Raw genomic sequence first — 23,559 nt, forward strand, 5'->3', positions numbered from 1 at the left:
CGGATCTCAATCAAGCGCGGACACGCGTACTCATCCATTTCATCCGCTTAATGGAGGACATTGAGACACGTCAACGAACTTCACAACGACCTGCCGGAATCCTAGACCGCATCTACCGCTGCGATCATGGCCACTCCCGAGAAACGACCAACATCCTCGGATTGCCAGGAGCAGTTGGGCGTGACGATTCGATTGAGACAATCAGCGGATCGCATACGCGGATAATAATCGTTTCACGCAGTGCACGAGATTCTCTCCCGCTGCTCCGCGGAGGGATGGATCTGGCGCGTGGACCCGACGACCAGGTCAGATCCCGCGAGGTAGGGCCATTGGTGTACCGACCCGGACCTCGCGCCGAACTGCCCGCCATCGTCGCCACGGATGCAATATGGGCGAACCCTCCTCGCCGTCGTCATCTCCCCGGAGGAACTGGAAACGCACTTCGAATAGCCGCAGCCTCACGAAGCTCGATCGCTCCGTCCGGCTGCGACCCAGGCCCCGAGAGTCGCGCCGTACCCCAACGCGTACCCCAACGGCGCCGAGTTCTGCCCAGTTCGCCGCCATGGGCTTTGGACCGTGCACCCGCCTGACCTGCACCGACGCACTGGATCGGACCGCAGTGAACGCCGTTCTCAAGACTGACACGGAAGAGGTCACTGGTTCGATCCCAGTGTCGCCATCGTTGAGGGGGTCGTGCGGGAGCAGACCGGGCACGTACGCGACTGACGGCGTCGCACTGGTCCCCGCAGCCCCAGCCTCATGACGCCGGGACCCACACCTCAGCGGCTCCCAGGCGGTGATGAGCAGACTTTCCGCCTAGGCGCTCGATCTCATCGCGCGGTCCGACCACGACGAGAAGCAGGCGGGCCCGGGACAGGCCGGTGTAGAGCATGGTGCGGGCACGCTCGAGCTCCCGGAACCCGTTGACAGCGAGCACGACGACGGTCCGCTCCAGACCCTTGAAACCCAGGACGTGACCGTAGAAGACATCCGTCTCGTCGAAGAAGTCGTCCCAGTAGCCGTCGTGGCCCCGCCTTTCCACGACGTCCACCTGGATCGGGTGCCGCGCGCCGGTGGTGAGCAGCGCGATCTGGCCCGGCTGCCAGCCCTCCGCGAGCAGAGCGTCGACGGCGTCGTCGGCCGCGCCCAGTGCCTCCTCGAACGTGACGTCCACGACGCGCACCGGGCTGCCCGCCTCCCCGCGCGGATTGACCCGTACGTCGGTGAACGCCCCGAAGAGCTGGGCGATCTGCTTGGTGGAGCGCAGGTTCTCATCGAAGGTGACCGGGGGCAGGTCGATGGGAGCCGCACCCTCGCGGGCGAAGACACGCTGGGAGTCGTCGGAGAAGACGAAGAGGCCACCATGGTCGGGGTCGCGCAGGCACCCGATCAGCGGCGGCCACCACGTGGCGCTGAAGTCCTGCGCCTCGTCCACGACGATCGAGTCGAACAGGTCGGCGCTCGGCCGTTCGGAGGCCAGCTCGCCGAGCCGCTCAGGAAGGCGGCGCTCCCAGTAGTCCGAGTCGTCATCGGCGCCCGGCTCCGCACCCCAGCTGAGCGGGAGATCGAGGAAGGGACCGACGAACGCGGGCCGCTTCGTGCCGGGCCACTGCCCGGTGACGCGCTGAAGATAGCGCCCCAACCCGCGTGAGTAGCACACCAGCGCTACGCGCTCGCCATCGCGGACCAGGCGGCGCGTCTGCTCCAACGCCATCCAGGTCTTGCCGCTGCCCGCTCCCCCGACCACACGAAGCCGACGGAACTGGCGCAGGTGCTCAAACTGGCGCGCCTGGTCACGGGTCAATTGGTCAATGCGGTCCTCGTGCTGCGCGGCGAGCGCCAGGTGCTCGGCCTGGGACATGAACCGCCCGGTGAGGGCGACGACGAGCTCGTCGAGCGCGGCGTCGTCGGCCAGGAACCCGTCGCCGACGCCGTGGTTCTCGATGGCGCGTTTGACGATAAACGCGACCTTGGTCAGATCACCGCGATCCACGATGGTGTCTCGCGGCGCCTCGGGGATCTGCCAATCGGCGGGCACGAACACGTGCGGGAACGCGACAAGGTGGGCGATCTGCGCCGACCGTGCGCCCACGCCCCAGCGCGTGAGCAATCTGGTCAGGATGTGGCGTGCGGCCTGGACCTGGCCGACCGGATCAATCCGATGCCGGTCGTTGCCCTGGTACCAGGCCCCGTCGGTTCGGCTGATGTGGCCGCCCTTGACCTCGATCACGGCGATGCCGACGCCCGGCCACGCGACGAGCAGGTCGATCTCCCGCTCGTGCGACTCGTCCAGAAGACGCAGGCCGTGGAACAGCGCCGCGCCGTCGGGCAACTGGTCCACGAGGTGCTGCCAAACCACTCGCTCGGCACCGCCATCGTCGGGGAACCTCGGCTCCGCAGGGTACAGATATGGCATGACCTATGTGTAGCGGACCCGACGCGCGCTGATGACCAGGCGGCACCGGCCGGAGCGCGCCGGTTACGCCCAGTGGCGTGTCCGTGAAGGAAGTCGCTGGCTCCACTGCTGTGTGGCCTGGGCGATCGTGGACTCGTGGACGACCCGGCGCGCAAGATCAGCCCAGTCTCGCATCGCGACGCTGTCACGGGTCACAAGGACATCCTCCACGGTCTGGCCAACTGGCCCACGCGCTTCCGCGCCTCGCGTGCGAGGGTCGGGTTGCTTCGCCGTCCCGAGTGGCCGGGGAGGCAAGAGCCTCGGTTCACTCGCTCAGGGGGTGTACCGGTAGCCCGGTGGTCGTGTCATCGTCGAGATCGTTGAGATTGGCCTGGTCTCGGAGTCCAGCGAGCCGGCGCTGTTCGCCGACCCGCCCAGGGTTGCGGCGTCCAGGTCGAGCGTCGGTCCGGCGCGCGTGCTCGGCACGGCCTCGAGGTGCTGTTCGACGCGATGGCCGCGGTGTTCACGGATCTGGGGTTAGACGTTTGCCGAGCCGCTTTCGCCTGGGCCGCGGGGTCACTCGAAGGTCCGCACCTGATCCCGCACGACAGAGGCGACGACGGCGGCCTGGACCTCGCTCAGCGCGGCCAACCGTTGCTCAGGGTCGAGTTCCACCAGCGAGGCGATCGCCGAGCGCGCGGCCTCCCGCCTGCCCACCCGCGACGGTGGTGCGCTCCTCCGTACGTGCGACGGGTTGACGATCCACTGCTCTCCCGCGGCCCCGGAATCGGACCACGACGCATCCGGCGGCAGTGCCGCCACCATCAGCATCTCTCCTCGAGGCTCGGGCTCCTGGGGCAGCGCGTCAAACAAGTCCGTAACAGGCACCTCCAGCGCATTCGCCAACGACTTCATCGCGCGCGGCGAGGGCAACCGGTAGGCGGTCTCCAGCTGGGAGATGTATGGATACGACAGCCCCGATGCCTCGGCCAGGTCGCGCCGAGACATCCCGGTCGCCTCCCGACGCTCGCGCAGGACCGCAGCCAGCTCCTCGCTCCCGCCCTTGCTGCTCCGCCCAGCTATCACCAATGCTCCTTGCATAGTTCCGAGGTCTGCATTATGCTAAGCGCAGCATACCAAGGAGTCGTCCTGGTGGCTTCCCGCGACGAAAGGTGTCCCTCATGCAGGTCACAGCAAGCTTGGACGTCGACGTCGTCGCGGTCGAGACCCACGACGAGCTCAACCTCCTCCTCGAGCTCACCGCGCCCGTCATCGCCGACACCCAGATGCGCGCTCCGGCGACTCTGGTCGTCGTCCTGGACCGTAGCGGGTCCATGGCCGGGGAGCGCCTCGAGGGCGCCCAGCGCGCGCTTCGGGACTTGGTCGACCGGCTCGACCCCGCGGACAGTTTCGGTCTGATCACCTTCGACGACGAAGCCGCCGTCGTTATCCCCGCCGGACCGGTCAAGGACAAGGACCGAATCAAGGCGGCCATCGACGCCGTCCTTCCCGGCGGGATGACCGACCTGTCCGCCGGGTACCTGCGCGGGCTGCAAGAGGTCCGGCGCGTGGTGGGAATCGGCACGTCCCGGGTCCTGCTGATCAGTGACGGCCACGCCAACGCCGGGATCACCGACCCGGACCGCATGTCGCAGGTCGCGGCCAAGGCCGCTGGCAAGGCGGTCTCCACCACGACTCTCGGTTTCGGCCTTGGGTACGACGAGTCGCTGCTGGGCGCGATCGCCCGCGGCGGCAACGGCGCCGAGCTGTTCGCCGAGGACGCCGACACCGCCATCGGCCTCATCGCCCACGAGGTCGACGGCCTGCTCGCGCAGTCCCTGGCCGCGGCGTCCCTGCTCCTGCGGCTCGACCCCGCGGTCGCCCGGGTCCGCATCGCCAACGACCTGCCCACCCACGCCGTCCCCGACGGCATCATGATCGAGCTCGGCGGGTTCCTGTCCGGCGAGCAGCGCAAGCTCGTGCTCACCTTCGCGGTGCCCGGCCTGCCCACCCTCGGGCTCGCGTCGATCGCAACCCTCGAGCTGCGGTACGTCACCCTGCCTGCCCTCGTCGAGGAGACCCTCACCGTTCCCGTGCACGTCAACGTCGTCCCCGGCGACCAGGCCGCCGGCCGGATCCCCAACCCGGTCGTGGTCAGCGAGCTCGTCTACCTGCGCGCGCAGGCCTCGAAACGTGAGGCCTCGCGCCGCCTGCAGTCCGGCGACACCGATGCGGCGCTCGACCAGCTCCGGGCGGCCCGCGTGTCCGTGGACGACGCGATCGCCTCGGCGCCCCCGCTTCTGGCGGCCGAGCTGCGCGAGGAGTCCGCGATGCTGAACGGCCTGATCGACGACGCCACCGACGGCCAGGTGAGCCGGGCCTCAAAGCGGATGTCCGCCGACTCCTCGCTCAAGTCCCGCACCCGAGGCCGGCGAGACCGCTGACCGGGTGGAGCCCAGGGTCCGCGCCCGCCTCGGGGTGAAGTGTGCCGTGGCGCGCCGCGCGGTCGCCGAAGAGGGCCCGCTCCCCCACTAGCGTGAGCAGTGGTCAGACCAATTCGCACGGACGAAGCCTGAAGCTGGAGCCCTCCCATGACCGAGATCACCCTCCCCTGCATCCTGCTGCGCGTGAACAAGCTCTGGTCCGAGGGCATGACCGAGGACGACGTCTACGACATCACCCGCGGCTGGTGGCACGTCGGCCCCAAGCGCGAGCAGGCGCAGTACGCCGTCGCGGTGGCGAAGGGTGTGGTGCGCGGCGTGTTCCTCGTGCACGACTGGCGGCCCCGGCACTACGAGGACGACGGCCTGACACCGGCCAAGAAGGTCCGCTGGGCCTTCGACGGCGAGCCCGCCGCCGACCAGACCCACCTCATCGGCCTGGATGTCAAGCACCTGTTCCCCCAGGGCGCCGCGAACCCGGTCAAGTACCTCAACCTCAACCAGACGGAGCCCGCGCCCACAGTCAGCTGGGAGGAGCCGTCGGACCTCGCCGACAGCCGGGTCACCGTCGTGCGCGACACCTGCGCCGCCCTGCAGGCCAACCCGGTGCTGCACCTCAGCCTCGGCTCGAAGGAGCTGTTCCACAGCAATCTGCTCGGCTGGCTGTTCGCCACACCAGCCGTCGCCCGCGACGCGCTGGCGCCGTGGCTCGAAGCGTCCGCGACCCACACGGGCCACCGCGTGTTCAACGAGTTGCACCACCTCGACCTGATCGTCGAGCTCGATGGCGCGCGCCCAATCGTCGTCGAGAACAAGGTCTTCAGCCTCCCGGACGAGGGCCAGCTCGACGGGTACACCGCGACGAACATCCCGGCTACCGGCCTCGCGCCGGCCACCAAGCTGCTCCTCTCGCTCGCCGACCCGGGCTGGCCGGGCGGCACCTACGACGGCTGGACCTGGGTCCGCTACCCGGACCTGGCCCGGCGCGTCGCCGCCGCGATCCAGCGTCACCTGCCCGACGACGACTTCACGCTCGGCCTGGTCGAGAGGTGGGCCCTGATGATCGACGGTCTCCAGACCCTCACCGACCACGTCAGCCCGCACGACCCCGCCGACCCGCTGCTGCTCGACGGGGACACCGTCGAGCTGCTGCGCCCGGTGAGCCTGCACGACGCCCTGCAGAAGTTCCGCAATTTCGCCATGGCGCACCAGCTCGGCCAACGCTTCGCGGAGCTGGGGCTGCGGTGCGACGGGCTTCAGGCGAGCTTCTCGAAGGGGATGCCGATCCTGACCGTGCACGTGGACGTCAGCGACGGGTCGACGGTCGGCTGGCAGCTCCAGGGCTCGCAGTGGCGCCGCTTCCTCATCGTGCCCGAGGCCCTGCGCGGCAAGGGCGAGGCTGCGAAGGCCAAGCAGGTCGCCTATGCCGACGCGGTGCACAGCCGATGGTTCGCCTTCGACGACGAGCAGAAGGCCGGACCGTTCGCGCCCGCGCCGTCGAGCACCTACAAGCACTTCGCCCCGGACTTCGTCTACGACTACGTCAAGGTGCCAGCGATCTCTATCAGCCAGGTCCTCGAGCTCGGCGAGATCAGCCTCCGTGCGGCCCTCGACCACGCGCAAAGCGTCACGAGCTTGCGCCCGTAACCTCGACGTGCGCACGACCTGCGAGGGTTCCGTTGGCTACGTCGCCTCAGTCGTGGCGGGCGCCGAGCTCGAGGACAGTCACCGCGGTAACGGCTCAGAGCCCATCGTCATAGCGCGACCAGAACTCGGGCGTGATCCCCAGACTCTCGACCCAGGCCTTCTCTCCCCGCCGGACGATCGCCTCACCATTCGCCGCGATGAGCGCGATGACGTCCTCGTCGGCCTCGCCGCCCAACGCCGCGACGAGCTTGGCGACGTCGACGCTCGGCACCGAGATCGCGTACTCGTACTCCGCACGGCCGGTCAGGGCCTGCCCTTGAAACACAACCTTTCCGTCGGGGCCCCAGTCGACCCAGACAGTGGAACCGTTGACGTCCCAGATCTCGACGGCCGTCACCGCTGCCGCGCCCCGAACACCGATCGGGACCGCATCACGCCCCACCGCCTAGCTGTACTCGGCCGTCACGTTGGTGACAGTCGGCTGATCGGTGGTCCGCCGACGGCGTAGTGGTGTCGTTCATTGTTGTACCGGTGGAGCCAGGCGGGGTAGGCCGCGGTGCGTTCGTCGTTGGACAGGTAGGGGCGACGGTAGGCCCACTCGGTGGCCAGGGTCCGGTTGAAGCGTTCGACCTTGCCGTTTTGCCACGGGCAGTGCGCCTTGATGAACCAGTGGTCGGCGCCGTGTGCTGCCAGGACCTCGCGCAGGTCCCGGCTGCGGGAGTAGGACCAGTGGTTGTCGGTCAGGATCGCGCGCACCGGCGCACCCAAGGCAGCGAAGTAGTCCAGCGCTCGGTCGGTGAACCCGGCACAGGTCGGGCCCTTCTCGTCGGGCAGGATCTCGGAGTACGCGACCCGGGAGTGGTCATCGACCGCGGAGTGCACGTAGTCGAACCCGAGCCGGGTCTTGCGGCGCAGTGAAGTGGATCCGGCCGCGCGGCCGTGAGATTTCCAGCCGCCGCCGTCGGGAATGCGGCCGAGCTTCTTGACGTCCAGGTGGACCAGGTCACCGGGCCGGTCGTGCTCGTAGCGTCGGGCGGTGGCTTTCGAGGCGCGGATCACGTCGCCGGTGATCGGGTCGCACTGCCACAGGTAGGGCACCCCTGCGCGGCGCAGGACCCGCGAGATCGTGCGCGCGGGGACCCCGGTGGTCCGGGACAGCTCGTCCGGCCCGCACCGGGAGCGCACCCGTTCAGCGACCACGGCCTCGACCACGCTCGTGGGGGTGGCGCGGGGATTGGCGCGGGGACGGCACGACCTGTCCAGCAGGCCGGCCCGGCCGAGCTGGTCGTAGCGCGCGACCCAGCGGTGCGCGCACTGGCGCGAGACACCGAGCTCCCGGGCGACGTGGGCGACCGGGCGACCGTGCACCCGGACGCGCTGAACGAGCAACCATCTGCCATGCGGTGTGAGCCGCGCGTTAGCGTGAGACACGAGGACCTCCGGTTGGTGAAGACGTCAGACATCTCCACTACGCCCGGAGGTCCTCCTCACGTCAACACCCCAACCGTCACCAACCTCGTGGCCGAGTACACCTAGCCGGTCGAGCGCAAGGACGAATCCACGGTTCGGCATGGACTCGGGAAGGGCCTGCCTCACGTCGACCATCGCCTGTCGTGTCGGGATCCCACAGGACAGCGTCGAGTACAGCGCGGCGACGGCGGGGGTGCGGCTCTGCGCCTGGACGCAGTGCACGAGCACCGTGCGCCCCTCGGCGCGTAACGCGGCGACCGCGAGCGCGGCGTCGTGCAGCACGAAGTCCAGGTGCGCGTTAGCCGGCGGGTCGGGGCTGTCGATCAGCCAGACCTCGACATGATTTTCGGGCTCCACGCCCCACTTCGGGATCTCGTCGGCGCCGAGCCGGCACAGCGAGACCACGGCGTCGACGTCGTCGGGCAGGTGGGTCAAGGCGCCGATGGCGCCCAGGCGAACACCCGCGTCGTGTGGATGGACGGAGAGCACCTCGAGATCGCCATAGCCGGAGTAGTCGAACACGGCCCCTTCGGGCCAGCCCTGGCCGTCGCTCTGTCCTCCCCGCGCGGTCAGCACGCCGAGCCGAATCAGGTCGCGGCCGCGCAGCCCTGGCCAGCCGTGCACGATCCGGCGCCAGGGCGCGGGCACGGCGGAGACTCCCCAGCGGGCGCCGAGCAGCCCGCCGGCGATCGCCGCGACGGTGTCGGTATCCCGGCCTCCTCGCACCGCGGCCTCGAGGGCGAGCTGCAGGTGCTGGGCCTCGAACACTCCGGCCGCGGGGTCCTCGTCCGGCACGGCGGTCCGAGTGATCGCCGACCACGCGCCCTGCAGCGCCTGCACGACCCATCCGTTGTGGTTGAACGACGACGGCGGATTGGCCTCGGCCTCGTCCAGCCGCACTGCCCACACCGCGCGACGATCCGAGGGCAGGGTGTCCAGCGCGAGCCGCAGCCCGTCGAAGGTGCCGTGCAGCACCGCGTGCCGGATCGCCAGGCACCACAGCGCGCACGCCTCACCGGCCTCGGGGTCGTAGTGGGTGAGCGCGGAGATGGCATGCGCAGCCTCGACCAGCCCGTCCGGGTCGTCGAGGTAGGCCAGCGCGACCGGGGCGGTGCGCATCAGCGAGCCGTTGCCGCCCGACTTGCCGGTCCGCTCGTGGTGCGACCGCGCCGCCGTGGCAAGCGCGACGCCGGTCGGCGCGCGCCCCGCGGCGGACAGCACGGCGCGCGTCTGGATGCCGACGTCGGCAGCGTCCCGGGCCCACCCGGCCCAGCGAACCGCGATCGCGTCCTGCGCGGCCGCGGTTCGCAGGTCGACCCCGGTCGCGGTGACCTCGGCGATCGCCACGGCCATCGAGGTGTCGTCGGTCCACTCCCCCGGCGCCCACCCAGCCCCGTTGCCGCCGACCATGCCCACCGCGGTGCTCTGCGGCAGCGGGTCCCCGAACTCGTACCCGGCGCCGAGCGCGTCCCCGCACGCGGTGGCCAGCAGCACCCCCGCCGCGCGATCGATCTGAGCAACGGTCAACTTCGACAAGTCTGAATGGGTCATGCTGCCTCCTCGGTGGCGTTCTGGTCGTGCGGTTCGAGCTCGGGAGCGTGCGGGGTGCGGCCGCCGTAGACGCCGGCGAGCAGGGAGCCGATGTCGTCGGCGACCTCGCCGACGGACTCGATCGCGTGGGCCAGGGCGAGCCGGTCGACGGCCGCCGCGTGCAGGGCGACCGAGACCATGACGATGCCGTCACGGAAGGCAACCTTGGCCCATCGGGTACGCGCGTTGATCTCGTTGACCTCTTTGAGCAGCTTGGCGGAGGTCCGCAGCCCATACGCGGCGTGCGCGAAGACCTGCACTCCCGGCACCGGTCCGCTCATCAGCGACACCCAGCACATCGCGGTGCCCTTGCGGTACGGGTAGTCGCGGTCGGCGTCGGTCACCAGCTCCGGGGTGCCCCAGATGTCCTGCAAGCAACGCTCCAGGTGCGAGCGCAGCAACGTCCTGGCGCGCCGCGCTTCCTCGACTGCCTTGGTGTGTTCCATGGCAAGAACCTCGATCCCCCGGGTAGTGACCCCAGCTGCCTGGTTAGCGCGTCCTCGCGCCAACCTCTGCTGTCAGGTTAGCGCATGCCTGAGACAATAAGTGATTGAATGACGGTCATGGCCCCCAGTAACTTCACCGACACGGCAGGCAAGTCCCTCACGGACTACCCCCGCCCGTCCGTCGCCGTCGACACCGCACTCCTCACTGTCCCCGCAGGGTCTGACACGCTCCACGTGCTTCTCGTGCGGCGCGAGGGATCGCACGAGCACGGCGAGTGGGCCCTGCCCGGCACCTTCCTGCACGACGGCGAGCGCCTGGCCGACGCCGTCCTGCGCTCGCTGCGCGACAAGGCCGGCGTCGAAGGCCTGCGCCCCCGCCAGCTGCACGTCTTCGACGCCCCGCACCGCGACGACCGCGGCTGGGTGCTGTCGGTGGCCCACCTCGACGTGGTCGCCTGGTCGCGCCTCGAACGCACCGTCACCATGCACGACGACGTCCGCCTCATCCCGGTCGCCGACGTCGCCGGCCTACCGTTCGACCACGACGCGATCGTCGCCCTGGCGGTGACCGAACTGCGGGACTCCTACCGGATGAGACCCGACCCCGACAAGCTGCTCTCAGATCCGTTCACCCTGCTGGAGTTGCGACGTCTGCACCAGGCCGTTCTCGGCCAAGAACTCCCTAAGGACACCTTCCGGCGCCACATGCAGCCCCTTGTTCGTCCGACCGGTACGTACAAAGAGGGCGAGGTCGGCAAGCCAGCACTGCTCTTCAAACACGTGCGCACCCGCTAGCAATACCCAGGCGACGTCGCCGGGGTCGTCCGATTGCGCCCGTTTTATCAGGTGATTTGTGCTCGACCATCAAGGCGCGATGCCGTGGCTGTGGGTAGCACGCGGCAGAATGGCCGCCATGGTTCAGAATCGCGGGGGGACGCGAGTTGAGATCGGCTGTTCTCGATCATTGATCCACTGCCGTGGCCGAGGAGCAGGCACTCTCGTCCACGGAATGGGCGCTGCAGTGCGCCCGGGTGGATTGTCCTGATGGCCGCGCGCGAACTGACCCTCAAGTACCCCGCGACCTGTCGCCGCTGCGGCGCGCAATTGGCCGCCGGCGTCCGCGCCCAATGGTCAAGCGAGACGAAGGCAACGACCTGCGTCCGCTGCGAGGCCCCAGCACGAACACCCCAACGCTCGACGAAGCGGGATCCCACCTCAAGATCACCCCAGAGGTTCACCGCACCCGGCGCGGCCAACAATCCCGCCCCCAGCGGACCAGATTTTGCCTCACCGTGGCAGCGCCTCTTCGAGTACCACCGACGTGCCGTGGCGCGTGCGTCGGTGACCGAGCCTGTCTCGGTGAGCCGTCGCGCCTCGTGGCGCATCCTCGACCTTCCCAGTGAGGGTCTGGTGACCGGCGTCGTAGAGGATCTCGCCGCGACCGGCCCCATCAAGGAGCTGTTCACGGACCTCCCCGTCGGCGACGCCGTGTATTACGGCTGGCCGGTGGTGATCACCACCGACCGCACCGGGGCCCAACAGATCGCACCCGTAGTGATGACCGAGCTCGAGCAGCCCGAACCGGACGCCGAGCGCGTCGTCGCCCACGACGATCAGCCTTACCTGAACCCGGGCCTGTTCAACGAGACCTACTTCCCCGCCGAGGCGCTCGCGTCCATCGATGCGTCATTGGCGATTCCCCTGCCGTTCGGCGAGCCCGAGGCGCTCCGCGATCGGGTGGCGGAGATCTTGACCGGTGTCGGGATCGAGGCGAGCGAAGTGAACCCGCGCTGGCTTGCGCGCCACCCCGAGCTGCGACCGGGCGTTCACAACCTCGCGATGGTCTTCAAGGGGCCCTCCGATGGGGCCACCCGCGCCCTCAGCCTCGAGCTCGCCGAGCTGCGTGATCGCACCGACTGGCACGAGACCGCTGCCGCGGTCCTGGTCGACCACCAGCCGCGCGCTGGCTCCACCACGGCCGACGCCGCACCGCCTCAGGATCTACCAGTGAGCTTCGTGACCGGCCTGCCACCGTTGAGTGTGCGCTCGCTCCGGCTGAACGACTCCCAAGAGCAAGCCCTCACGTCGACCGCCGGTGCCCGGGTCACCGTCGTGACGGGTCCCCCGGGCACGGGCAAGAGCCAGCTGGTCGCCGGGATCGTGGCCAACCAGTGGCTCGCCGGACGAACGGTCCTGGTGGCGTCCACGAACAACACCGCCGTCAAGGTCGCCGTTGACCGCTGCGCGTCGATCGACCCGACGCTCCTGGTGCGGACCGGCAACCAGGAGCACCGCGAGGCACTGCCCGACATCGTGAAGAAGCTGAAGGTCGGTCCCGCGTCACCAGGACTCTCGCGTGACATCATCCGCCGTCAGCTCGAGGCCGCGGCCGCCAGCCGCACTCTGGTGTTCGAGACATTCGCAGGCCGAGCGGCGATTGAAAGCGAGCTTGCCCAGGCCCTTCGTGACGTCGAAGGCCTGCGCACCATCTTGTGGGGCGGGCCGCAGACTGAACCGAGCCGCGCGGAGCGGCGCCGGCTCCACGCCCTGGCGCGCAAGCGGGCTGACTCGCGCTGGTTCACGGCCGGCCGTGGGCGCAAGATCCTCACCCTCGCCCATCCCCAGTCCCCCGCAGCCACGCTCGACGACGTCCTGCACTGGGCAGCCCTCGACGCCCGCGTAGACGAGCTCACCACTCACCTGACGGCACTTGGGCCGGCCGACCCGGACGCCGACAACGCCGCACTCGTCGACGCCGACCACGCCTGGTCCGAAGCCGGCCACCGAGCACTCGCCGACACCGTGCAGACGGCCATGGCAACGGGAGGCAACGCGCTGCACCACCTGGCCACGACCCGACGCCAATACCGCGCGGCACGCACCAAAGCCATCGCCCAGAGCCTGCCGTATCTGCACGGGTGGGCGTGCACCACCCTGCCGGTGCGGGAGAACTTCCCCCTCGTCGCAGGCCTGTTCGACCTGCTCGTGATCGATGAGGCGAGCCAGTGCTCCCTCGCGCAGATCCTGCCCTTGGCCTACCGGGCTCGCCGGATCGTCGTGGTCGGTGACCCCAACCAGCTCACCCCGATCGTCAACCTCAACCGCGCCCACCTCGACACCATCGCCACCGCCTGCGGCACGACCGAAGCGGCAGTCCGCCAGCTCAACCTCTCCGCGGGCGCCGACTCCGCGCACAACGCGTTCGCCGCGCGCACCGGCACGAGTCCCTACCTGCTCGACGAGCACTACCGGTGCCACCCGCAGATCGCCGCGTTCATCAACGAACACTTCTACGGCGGCGCACTACGGGTGCTGACCGACGTGTCCGGCTTCGACCGCGACCCCCGCGGACTGTCGTTCGTGAACGTCAACGGCACCTGCGAACGCGGCCAGACCAGCGGCGTGTTCAACCGCGACGAGGCGGACGCAATCACCGACTGGGTGCTCGCCCACCACACGCCTGCCTCCGGCACGCTCGGCATCGTCACCCCGTTCGCCGCCCAGGTTGACCTGCTGCGCCAGCGCGTGCGCGCAGCCGTCGGTGCAGAAGCAGCAACACGAATCACGATCGGAACGGCCCATGCCTTCCAGGGCGGTGAGTGCGACGTCGTCCTGTTCTCACTCGTCCTAGCCGCGGATGCGCCTTTGGGAACCGCGAAATGGGTCGAGAGCCAACGCAACCTCGTCAACGTCGCAGTGTCCCGGGCAAAGCGGGCGCTGATCGTGTTCGGCAACGGCGATGCACTCGCAGATCTGCCAGTTCCCACTCTGCACGCGTTGGTCAAGGCAGCGCGCGACACGGGGGTCGCCCAGATGGCAGCTCCTGCCACCACGGATGCCGAACTAGCGGAAGTCGCCGATCTGCACTCCGACGCCGAGAAACGTCTGTACGCCTCGCTGCTGCGGCTCGGGGTGCCCGTCCGGCTCAAGCCGATCATCGAGGGCTACGAGCTCGACTTCGCTGTCCAGACACCCACTGGCCTCGTCGACATCGAAGTCGACGGCGACCACCACATCGACCAACGCGGACGTCAGCGCCGCCAAGATCTTGCCCGCGACGCTGTCCTCAACCGGCTCGCGATCCGCGTCATCCGCGTTCCCGCGTGGCGCTGTCTGCAGGACCCCGACACGGCCGCTCGGAACGTCGCCGCACAGCTCGCGTAACTGGCGCGACACCGTCGGAATCTGCCGCGCCTACCGGCCCCGGTCTCGCCCGAGGCCAATTCAGGAACCTGCAGTAGGTGCGCGGCGTCGAGATCGCGTCGTTCTCCCGCGGCGTCGTAGCGGGGCGCGCCCGCCCCGAGCGCCGCCTGACGGATCGAATGTCGACGACTATCCGGATGATTGCGAGTGCTCGACCTGACTCTTAAACCTCGATCCACCGATGACCTGGGGCTCGAGGCTGGATTCGGGGTTGTGGGCTGAGGTTCGCTGTTGGGCGTGATTGCCTGCCGGGCCTCGCTGCCCGGGGGTTCCACTGCGGGTTGGTGTCGTGCCGGTGAGGGCGGTTGGTCAGGTCGCCGCGGGTGCGGGTGGTCCGCAGGCGTGGTGGAACAGGTCGGTCCAGGCTTCGGCCCAGGGCCAGTGCGCGGGTAGGTGCAGATGGACCCGGCGCGCGGTGGTGGCCAGGCGGGCCGGGACGGCGATGAGCTTGCGGCGGATCGTCGCGGTGGTCGCTCTGGCCAAACCCGGGCTCGCGGTGGTGGCTGCAGCCCTGGTGAGGTTGAAGGCCATGACCGCGCAGACCAACCAGGCTGCGTTCGCCGTGAAGACCCCTGAGGGCAGGTGCGCCAGGGCGGAGCTCTTCAGGTCGGCGTGGACGTTCTCGATGACGGCGTGACGGCGATGGGTCTGGTCGGCGGACACGGTGTCCAGGTCGGTGGTGGTGAAGAACGCGTGGAACCGCCACGTGTCGAACAGCGTGGCCTGACCGGACCCGGCGCGGGCGTTCACGTCCGGGATGCGCCGCACCACCAGACGCCCTCGAACCTGCTCGGCAGGCTTCTTGGAGGAAAACGCCGTGAACGGGGTCTCGGCGACCTGCGCCTTGGACACCCACGCCCCGGTGGTCTCGTCGTAGATCGCCTGCGGGTAGCGGATCGTGGTCCACGCGTTCTCGCTGATCGCGGCGATGGCCCGTTTGACCACGGGGTCCATTCGCACGGTCACCGACACCTGGGCGCCGGCGGTGAGCGCGGCGCCGACCAGGGCCCGGGAGTAAAACGCGGAGTCGGCGCGCACGAGCACATCTCGCCCGGCCAGGTGGGTGCGACGGGTGGTGGCCAGGGCGTCGCGGACCAGTCGGGTCACCCCGCGCGAGGACCCGGCGTTGCCCTTGCGCAGCCGTTGAGCGAGAACGACCGGGGCGACGGTGTCGGTGGAGACGGTGGCCAGGATCGCGTTGAGTCCGCGGACCCCGGAGTACCCGAACGCGGCGCCCTGCTTGGCGTGCCCATGGACCTCGACGATGGTGTCGTCCAGGTCGACCATCACCGTGCTGCGGGCCCCCGGTGGGCCGAGGAGCTTCGTGTCGTCGGCCAGTGCCACCAGGAACCGGGACGCGACCGCGTCGAGCTGACGCACGTGACCGAATGTCATCGCCCGCAGGAACGACCCCAACGTGCTGGGCGCCGGCGCTGCGCCCAGCACCCGGGCCGTGCCACCGTGGCGCAGCACGGCCATGTCGTCGATGCTGTCCGCGCCCGCGGCCATACCCGCCACCAGCGAGGCGACCTTGACCCCGGCGTTGGCGCCCTTGTCCGTCGGCACGCTCAACCACGACTCGGCGAGCTCGGCCAGACCGGCCCGCCGGGCCAGGGCCATCAGCGGGACCAGACCCGCCGCCGACACGAGATTCGGTTCGTCGAAGACCGCTGACGCCACGGGCGCGGTGTGGAAGAGTTGCATCTGCAGGATGCCCTTCTTGACCGGTGAACAGGACCCTACGCAAGTCCTATTTTCCCAGGTCGGAAGGGCATTCTCACGTCACCACGCCCATCACCGACAAACCCCAATCGGTGAATCCAGGTTAAATGTGACTCTTCAAGGTCCACCCATAAAGCCCGGTGCCCGGCGAGCCGATGCACCTAGAGGAACGTGAGCCGGGGCGCAAATCGAGGTTCCGGCGCGACGCGGCGCCGATGAAGAGTCTGGGTATCCCAGATATCACTTGCGACTACGACTGCTGTGCGCCCCGTCCGCGCGCTGTGCGTAGGCTGCGCTCAACAGGTTCGGAGGCCGGAGAGTTGAAGTTCAAATGGGTACCGTCGTCCAGCACGACGAAGCCTCGACCGCCAGCACCTTTCGTCGTGAAATCGGCCGTGCCACCGCGAACCGCGGGCACAGTGGCCAAACGGCCTCCGCCCCGTATCCTCGCGACGCCTTCACCGCCGCATCCGCCGCAAACAGAATCCACGTCGCCGTTACCGTTGTTGCCGGCGCATACCACCCAGACCAGAAGGCTCCCCGCGCCAGCCGTCTCCGAAATTCCAAAGCTCGATGGCGACGCCGCAGCCGCCGTAGCGCACCGCGGCGGCCACATACAGATCATCGCTGCGGCGGGGTCTGGCAAGACCGAAGTTGTCGCCCAGCGGGTCGCGTCCCTATTGTCCGGCGGGGAGCCGCCCGAGTCGATCGTCGCTTTCACCTTCATCGAGAAGGCCGCGAGCGAACTCAAGGAGCGCATCCGCGAGCGCGTCACCGCGCTGCAAGGCCCGGATGCGAGCGACCAGCTCGGTCGGCTGTTCGTCGGGACGATCCACGCGTACTGCTTCCGGATGCTCCAGACGTACGTGCCTCGGTACGAGACCTATACGCCGCTCGATGCCAACCAGCTCACGAACCTCGTTTACCGCGACAACTACCTGCTCGGGGTCAGGCACGTCGCGCCAGACCAAGGCACGTTCCGCACCATCGCCATGTTTCAGCGTGGCATCGACGTGATCGAGAACGAGCTCATTCCGCTTGAAAGCCTGCCCGACGACGAGTTCAAGCATGCGGCCACCGAGTACTACGCGATGCTCGACCGGCACCAGTTCATGTCGTTCGGCACACAGATCGTCCATGCCGTCGCGGCGCTCGAGAACCCGGAGATTCACGCGACGGTCACCGCACCGTTGCGGCACCTGGTCGTGGACGAGTACCAGGACGTCAACCCCGCCCAGGAGCGCCTGATCGAACTGCTCGCCAAGCCCAACGGCACCGCCGACGTCGTCGTGGTCGGCGACGACGACCAGGCGATCTACCAATGGCGCGGCTCCGCGGTCGAGAACATCGTGACATTCGATCAGCGCTACCCGGATGTGACGCAGTTCAAGCTCCTAACCAACCGGCGCTCGCGGCCCGACGTCGTTGAACTTGCAAATACCTTCGCGAAGACCATCCCAGGTCGGATCGACAAGGAGATGCGCCCCTTCCGTCCAGCGGAGGGGCCCGCGGTCGCGTTCGCCCGCGACCCTGGCACCGAGCACGATGAGGCGACGGCGCTCGCGCAGCAGATCCTCACGTTCCACGGGCAGGGTCTCGCGTACAGGGACATTGCGATCCTGGTGCGCGGTAAGGCGGCCTATCCGGCCATCCTGGTGGCGCTCTCGTCGCTGCGGATCCCCGTGCAGCCGGGCGGACGCACCGGCCTGTTTGCGCAACCAGAGCCGGAGGTGTTCGCGGCGACGTACGCCTGGATCAGTGGCGTCGACTGGTCGCCCCAGCAGTACTCATACAACCGTGAGACGGTCACGGTCGAACGCCTCCTCGCGGACTACACGCGAGTCTTCGAACTGACTACCGAGCGCCGCTCGCGTCTCGCCCTGCACCTGCCGGCTTGGAAGGCGAAGGCTCTCGCGAGCACATTCAACGAGAGCCTCGTCGGGGACTTCTACGACCTGATGGCGGTCCTCGGCGTCAACACCTGGGACCTTTCGGACGACCTCGTACGCAATAGACTTGGCACGATCGCTCGGTTCACCAATGTCCTCGCCGACTACGAGGGGATCGGATGGCGGTCGCGACGCGACCCGAACGCGCCCGGAGAACAGGTCGCCGCACGAAGCGGTGGAGAGTGGTTCTACAAGAACTTCGCGATCCTGCTTGCCAACTACGCGGTCGGTAGTTACGACGACTTCGCTGGCGAGGAAGACCTAATCCAGGACGGCGTTGCGCTCGGCACGGTTCACGGGTCGAAGGGCCTCGAGTGGCCCGTCGTATTCCTGCCGTCGCTGGTCACCACCCGGTTCCCGTCGAGCAGGAACGGGACGAAGCAGGACTGGCCGTCTTCGTTGATCGGCCGCTTCGACCGGACCCGCTACGAGGGGACCGACGCCGACGAGCGCCGGCTCTTCTACGTCGCCATCACACGGGCACGTGAGGCCGTGCTGCTTTCGGGCTACTCCAAGATCGGTGGCAACAAGAATCGCGGAGCATCGCGGTACTTCGACTACCTCGTCAAGGAGTTCACACGGGACGCCATTCCGACGTCGATCTTGAGCAAGGGCGCCGGCACGGACTCCGAACTGGTGATCAGCTACAGCGATCTCGCCGCTTTCGAGACGTGTCCGCGCAGCTACCTGCTCAAGAACGAGCTGGGCTTCATGCCGACCATCCAGGCTGAGCTCGGCTACGGAAACGCCGTGCACCACACGATGCGTGTTCTCGCCGAACGCACCAAGGCGACGGGCGTTTCGCCGACGGCGTTGCAGATCGACGCGCTGCTGAACGCGGAGTTCTTCCTGCCGTACGCCAACAAGCCCGGGCACAAGGAGATGCGGGAGAAGGCACGCAGGCTCGTCGAGCGGTACGTCGCAGATCACCCCGGTGACCTGTTGCGCACGTGGGCGACGGAGCGGTCCTTCGAGCTCTATCTCGACGGCGCAGTCGTGTCCGGGCGTGCGGACGTCATCTACGACGAACACGACGGCCAGATCGGCAAGCTCGCCATCGTCGACTACAAGACGTCGACGGGCGGCAAGATCGAGCCGCTGCAACTGCAGATCTACACCGACGCCGGCCGCCGCGAGGGCCTCGATGTCGCTGCGGCGTTCATCCACGACATGGGAACGACGCAGCGACATGACGTAGCCGTCGATCCCGGGACCGTGGCGACGGCGGAAGCGCATGTAGTCGCGACGGTTGAGGACCTGCGCCGGCGCAAGTTCGAGCCGCGGCCGGAGCGAGCCAAATGCCGGGCGTGCGATGTGCGGAAGGTGTGCAACGCCGCGGTAGTGCCGTAGCCCCGTGACTACCGCACCAGCAGCTCGGCCCTAGAAGGCGTCACCCTCGCGTTTGCGCCCGTGCGTATGCTTCCCCGCCTCGTCGAAGACGATCGCCAGATCGGATCGGTACATCTCAATGGCTGGCTTCGACCCGTTGCGGACCGCGTTGCGGACCTCTGGAAGGGTCATGTCGAGCACGTGCATCGAGCGTGGCGCATCCGGAATCGAGGACAGCGCCTCAATGCGGTGGAACGCTTCACCGAACGTCTCGGCGAAGTCGGCCAACGCCTTGAGCTTGATCGTCGCATCGTCGAGGTGATGGCTGTGTGGGTCGACGATCGACGCCTTCACGACTCCGTTGACCTCGTGAAAGAACACGAAGTCCGGGTACATGGACGCCCAGTTGCCTTGCGCGTTCCGGTAGGCAATCGCCAAAGAGTCCGTTGCGCCACGAGGCGGGTTGTGGTACCAGCCGACGGCGCCGGGGCGCGCGAGCTCCGACGCGACGACGCGTCGCTCCCAATTGTTGAGGGACGAAAGTGGGAACTCCCCGTTCTCGTCCGACATGAGGTGTAGGCGCTCGACCGGGGAAATCGACTGCTGCCCGTGCTCGTCGATCTCGGCGTAGTCCTCCATTCGTGAGCGTGGTCGCCCGAGGCTCCCGAGCTGTGGGTCGATGGCTAGCGCTCTAATCTCCTCGTAGAGCGCCTGGCGTATGTCCGGGAGCGACTTGATCGCGACGCGATGTTCGGCAAACCACTTCGAGACACGCTCATTCGCCTCCTGGTCGACCTTCTCGCGTATTTCCTTGATGGTGGCAAGCGCCGCGGCCTTGACGAAGGCATCTCGAAGTCCGTCGTCGTCCGCGTCGTTGTCGTCCGCATCAGCGAGGTGGTTGACGTAGGACTGGGCGATGTCGGCGCCGAACGCCTTCTTCGCGCCCTCGAAGGCGGAGCGGATCGCTCGGTCGTCTGCCCGAACCGAGAAGTCGCGGTATGAGAGCTTGGCCGATCCCGCCCGCCCCCGGATCTCCTGCACGTCAACGCGCAAAACCTCGGACACCTCGGAGTCGAAGAGGTCTCGGTAACGGACTGCGTACCCGTCCAGGACGGCGTGCATCTCGGCTTCGGCCTGGGCGAGCGCGCCGGGGCGGACATTGTCAGCCGCGAGCTCGTGCGCGAGGGAAACAAGCCTCTTCACGGGGCGCGCTCCACGCTTTGGGATCGTCTGCGTGGGCAGGGCATCCCACACGTCCCAGACCGCCTCCGGGATATTTGGGTTCGGCAGCAGGGTTCGGCCATCGAGGAGGACCTTCCTGGTGTCTGAGCCGGGCATTTCCTCGAGGTGACCGGTCAGGTACCGAACGACCTGTACAGCCGTGGTCCGGTCGAAGAACGGGAGGATGCACTCAACTGCGTTGAGGCGCTCGTCGCCGGGGACACGACGTGCGAGCGGGTTGCGCACCATGCGACCCAGCAGCTGTGTGATGTGCGTGTTCTCGCGAGCGGGCCGGAACGACACCATCACCTCCGCGCGGGGGCAGTCCCAACCGGTGGATATCGCGTCCTTGGCGAGAAGTACACGGATCTTCGACTCATCCTGCACGCGCTGCGGCTCGATCCAGTCGACCTCCCACGCGCCAAACCGCTGGGTTGAGTGGTCACCGAACACGTGCGCGACATTGTGGCCGTAGAGGTCGGGGTACACCTCAGCGACCGCGTCGAGGGCACGACCGATCTCATCCGGATCGGGCGTGTTCGGGGTCTGCAGGACGAGCAGCGGGACGACGATCTTAGTGAGGCTCTGCGCACGCGAGTAATCGGACCAGCGTTTAGTCGAGTCGACGAGCTCCTGGGCACCGAGTTTCACGAGGGTCGTGTCGAAGTTGCCTGCCTCGTTCGGGATCTTAAGGCTGACGACGTCCTTGACAAGGCCCGACTCCTGGACTAGACCCGGGTCGACGCAGACCGGCTGGAAACGGAGACGCGTCTTGGACTCGTCGGCTTCCTTCATCGCGGACTCGAAGCGCTCAATCGTCGCCGATATGCCCCACACGACCGGGATAGCGGGATAGCCGGCGTGGCCCTGGACGAGTCTGCGCACGATCGTCGGTTTGTCGCGCGTCACCGCCTGATTGAATCCGCGGTGCGCCTCGTCGAGCACGAGGTAAAGGGTGCGCTCTCCATCCTGAACCGTATTCGCGATCGTTTCCCAAATGGTGTAGCCCTGCATATCCGGGGTCGCAACGAGATCGAGCTGGCTGTCTGCGTCGTCAACGTGTCCGCGGGTCAGCAGCGAGTTCTTGGTCAGCTTGCCCGTGTTAAGGAAGTACACCTTGCCCGGGTCAAGCTTTGGCCGCGAGAACGGTGGCTGGATCGTTACAAGGTCTGATGAAGTGAACTTCTCCGACGCGTCCATGAGGCGGGTCCGCGTCTGATCGTTGAGGTTCGGATCGTCCGAGAACCAGATAACGACGGCACCGGGGTCGGCATCAAAGCCGAACTTCTCGGAACCAAAGAACAAAGCCTCAATCGCCGCCGCCGCCATTACGGTCTTGCCTGCACCGGTGGGCGCGGTCAGAGCAAGCGAGGACACCTTACCGTCTCGTTCCCAGACTGTTTTTGCGCTCTCAAGCGTCGACAGCACCTCGGCGACCGCCTCCTCCTGGTAGTCCTTCAGCGTGAACTTCAAAGCGCGCTCCTGCCAGTCTCGATCTCAAAGTTGCGAAGGTACGCCTCGTACAGTCGCACGGGCTCGACGCCCAAGGGCAGTTCCCTGACGACCGCCTCGAACAATCGGTCCTCGTCCGTGACAACGAACGCCATCGTCGCCGCCTCATTCAATCGCATCGCGGCGAAGAATCCGTCGACCTGGTCCAAATCGGCGATCACGCCATAGGAATCGGCGACGTCCCATCCTTTGGAAATTTCGTCGATCCGGCGCCCGCACGAACCTGCCCTCATCCAAAGCAAGGGCGCAATTCTTGCGAACTCCCGATTCGACGAAACTCTGAGTGGAGATTCGTACGTCATCGTAAAGAACTCGACGTTTTCATCGAAACCGTCGGCCATTGGAAAAACGTCGGTGAACTTGTAGTCGCCCTTTATCGGCTGGTCGTTAGGAGTTCTGCCAGTGAACGCGGCCTCGATGCGCGGCTTCGTGACGTAGTCGTGGATGCCCCACGCCTCCCAGGCGGGGTCACCTGGGCGCAACCCCCTCGCGCTGAGGGCAACTTGCTCCTCTGCGGAAACTTCGTTATTTGTCACCGAGATCGAGACTCGCCGACCGCCGTCTTGCTTGTTTAGGCGCGCTACCGCGTGAGCGGTCGTCCCAGAGCCGGCGAAGAAGTCCACCACCACGGCTTCGGGTTTTCCAGCAACTACGAAACGCAGCGCATCTTCGACGGCGAAGAGAGACTTGGGAAAGTCAAACCTCTTCTCGCCGAGGATCGTCTTGAGCAGCGTCGATCCATGGTCGCGCGCGAAGTGGCTCGTTTGGCTCCACACCGTTCGCGGAGCTACCGACTTGGCGGCACCCTCGGCCATGGCAAGCTCAAGCGAGCCTTCTTGCGACCGCCCCGTTACCACGAACGTTCCGTTTGCAATATTTGCCAGGGTGCCGGGTTGAAGATACGTCAGGGAGCGCTCACCAGTCAGTGGATCGCGCTTGCCAAGGCGCGCGGTTCCAGATTCAAAGTACTCGCGCATCCGCTCGGCAGCGAATCGCCAAGTCTGCTCGGTGCCGTCGCTGTGGACCGGCCACATCGCAATTATCCCGTCGGGAATTCGGACCGTCCTGCGGTCCACAGCCCTACCGATCGGGTCACCGACACCTGCGAAACTACCCGAATGTGCATCCAGATATACGGGATAGAACAGATTGGGACGCGCGCCTCGAAGAGCTGACGGCGTACCGCGTCTGACTGCCGTAAACCACGCAGTCGGCATCACGCCTGCCGCACGGACGCTCGACGAGGCCTCGTCCAACATCGTGAAGATCCAGGGTTCTATTTGGCTCCCGCCGAGCAGCACGTAGAAGATATACTCGTCAACGCGAGAAAACCGCCCCGATCGTTGTGAACCTGCGCGATTTACGACACTTGAGACCATTTGAATTTGGGCATCTGGAAATGTCTGCTCGAGCAATAGTCCGAGACGGAGATACTCTTTTTCGTCGATCGTGACTATTAGAACTGAGTCCGCCGGATCGAGCAAGCCTCTTGCGACGAGAAGTCGTCGTTCCATGAAGGCAAGCCACTTTGAATGGCGGTAGAGGTCATCACCTTCGACGTAGTCGTTGTTGTATTTCCAGTCCTTGGCGCCGGTATTGTAGGGCGGGTCGATATAGATGCAGTCGACCTTGCC

At 67.3% G+C, this 23,559-nt stretch carries 14 protein-coding genes; 5 read left to right on the forward strand and 9 right to left on the reverse strand.

From position 1 onward, the window contains the following. Positions 1-757 precede the first annotated feature (757 nt). Both VTA80_RS22875 and VTA80_RS22880 read right to left on the reverse strand, forming a co-directional pair. Complete coding sequence (locus VTA80_RS22875; protein ID WP_407343362.1) at positions 758-2,416, reverse strand: NERD domain-containing protein; 1,659 nt, start codon at positions 2,414-2,416, stop codon at positions 758-760. 555 nt (positions 2,417-2,971) lie between these two features. Next, the gene (locus VTA80_RS22880) at positions 2,972-3,481 is read right to left on the reverse strand and encodes a helix-turn-helix domain-containing protein (RefSeq protein ID WP_407343363.1); all 510 of its coding nucleotides are present in this window, start codon (positions 3,479-3,481) and stop codon (positions 2,972-2,974) included. Positions 3,482-3,576: 95 nt separating this feature from the next. Between VTA80_RS22880 and VTA80_RS22885 the strand changes: the two genes are divergently transcribed. Both VTA80_RS22885 and VTA80_RS22890 read left to right on the forward strand, forming a co-directional pair. Beyond that, positions 3,577-4,839, forward strand: a complete 1,263-nt coding sequence (locus VTA80_RS22885; RefSeq protein ID WP_407343364.1) for a vWA domain-containing protein — start codon at positions 3,577-3,579, stop codon at positions 4,837-4,839. Positions 4,840-4,986: 147 nt separating this feature from the next. Next, positions 4,987-6,483 (forward strand): hypothetical protein, encoded by a 1,497-nt coding sequence (locus tag VTA80_RS22890; RefSeq protein WP_407343365.1) that lies wholly within the window; start codon positions 4,987-4,989, stop codon positions 6,481-6,483. 94 nt (positions 6,484-6,577) lie between these two features. Here VTA80_RS22890 and VTA80_RS22895 read toward each other — a convergent pair whose 3' ends face one another. From VTA80_RS22895 to VTA80_RS22910, 4 genes are read right to left on the reverse strand one after another with little or no spacing between them, the layout of a single operon-like run. Further along, positions 6,578-6,925: a hypothetical protein gene (locus VTA80_RS22895; protein WP_407343366.1), complete on the reverse strand. Its 348-nt coding sequence runs from the start codon at positions 6,923-6,925 to the stop codon at positions 6,578-6,580. A 20-nt stretch (positions 6,926-6,945) separates the two neighbouring features. Next, positions 6,946-7,914: an IS481 family transposase gene (locus tag VTA80_RS22900; RefSeq protein ID WP_407343367.1), complete on the reverse strand. Its 969-nt coding sequence runs from the start codon at positions 7,912-7,914 to the stop codon at positions 6,946-6,948. 24 nt (positions 7,915-7,938) lie between these two features. Continuing rightward, positions 7,939-9,504 (reverse strand): ADP-ribosylglycohydrolase family protein, encoded by a 1,566-nt coding sequence (locus VTA80_RS22905; protein ID WP_407343368.1) that lies wholly within the window; start codon positions 9,502-9,504, stop codon positions 7,939-7,941. After that, positions 9,501-9,989 carry a T3SS (YopN, CesT) and YbjN peptide-binding chaperone 1 gene (locus tag VTA80_RS22910; RefSeq protein WP_407343369.1) on the reverse strand — a complete coding sequence of 163 codons (489 nt, stop codon included), beginning with the start codon at positions 9,987-9,989 and terminating at the stop codon, positions 9,501-9,503. Before VTA80_RS22910 ends, VTA80_RS22905 begins: the two co-directional genes overlap by 4 nt. A 117-nt stretch (positions 9,990-10,106) precedes the next feature. On the opposite strand from VTA80_RS22910, the gene VTA80_RS22915 reads away from it, so the two are divergent. Together VTA80_RS22915 and VTA80_RS22920 are read left to right on the forward strand one after the other, a co-directional pair. Continuing rightward, a complete protein-coding gene (locus tag VTA80_RS22915) occupies positions 10,107-10,784 on the forward strand; it encodes an NUDIX hydrolase (protein WP_407343370.1) in 678 nt (225 codons plus the stop codon). Between the two features lie 564 nt (positions 10,785-11,348). After that, entirely contained in the window at positions 11,349-14,153 is a 2,805-nt protein-coding gene (locus tag VTA80_RS22920) for an AAA domain-containing protein (protein ID WP_407343371.1), read from the forward strand. 348 nt (positions 14,154-14,501) lie between these two features. Here the strand turns inward: VTA80_RS22920 and VTA80_RS22925 are convergent, their stop codons facing one another. After that, a complete protein-coding gene (locus VTA80_RS22925) occupies positions 14,502-15,896 on the reverse strand; it encodes an IS1380 family transposase (protein WP_407343372.1) in 1,395 nt (464 codons plus the stop codon). Between the two features lie 401 nt (positions 15,897-16,297). Between VTA80_RS22925 and VTA80_RS22930 the strand changes: the two genes are divergently transcribed. Further along, positions 16,298-19,213, forward strand: a complete 2,916-nt coding sequence (locus VTA80_RS22930) for an ATP-dependent helicase (protein ID WP_407343373.1) — start codon at positions 16,298-16,300, stop codon at positions 19,211-19,213. A 30-nt stretch (positions 19,214-19,243) separates the two neighbouring features. On the opposite strand, the gene VTA80_RS22935 is transcribed toward VTA80_RS22930, so the two are convergent. Together VTA80_RS22935 and VTA80_RS22940 are read right to left on the reverse strand one after the other, a co-directional pair. After that, entirely contained in the window at positions 19,244-21,886 is a 2,643-nt protein-coding gene (locus VTA80_RS22935) for a DEAD/DEAH box helicase (RefSeq protein ID WP_407343374.1), read from the reverse strand. Beyond that, positions 21,883-23,544: a site-specific DNA-methyltransferase gene (locus tag VTA80_RS22940; RefSeq protein WP_407345842.1), complete on the reverse strand. Its 1,662-nt coding sequence runs from the start codon at positions 23,542-23,544 to the stop codon at positions 21,883-21,885. Before VTA80_RS22940 ends, VTA80_RS22935 begins: the two co-directional genes overlap by 4 nt. Between the last annotated feature and the right edge of the window lie 15 nt (positions 23,545-23,559).

The sequence above is a fragment of the Pengzhenrongella phosphoraccumulans genome (assembly GCF_045689905.1).
Classification (GTDB): domain Bacteria; phylum Actinomycetota; class Actinomycetes; order Actinomycetales; family Cellulomonadaceae; genus Pengzhenrongella; species Pengzhenrongella phosphoraccumulans.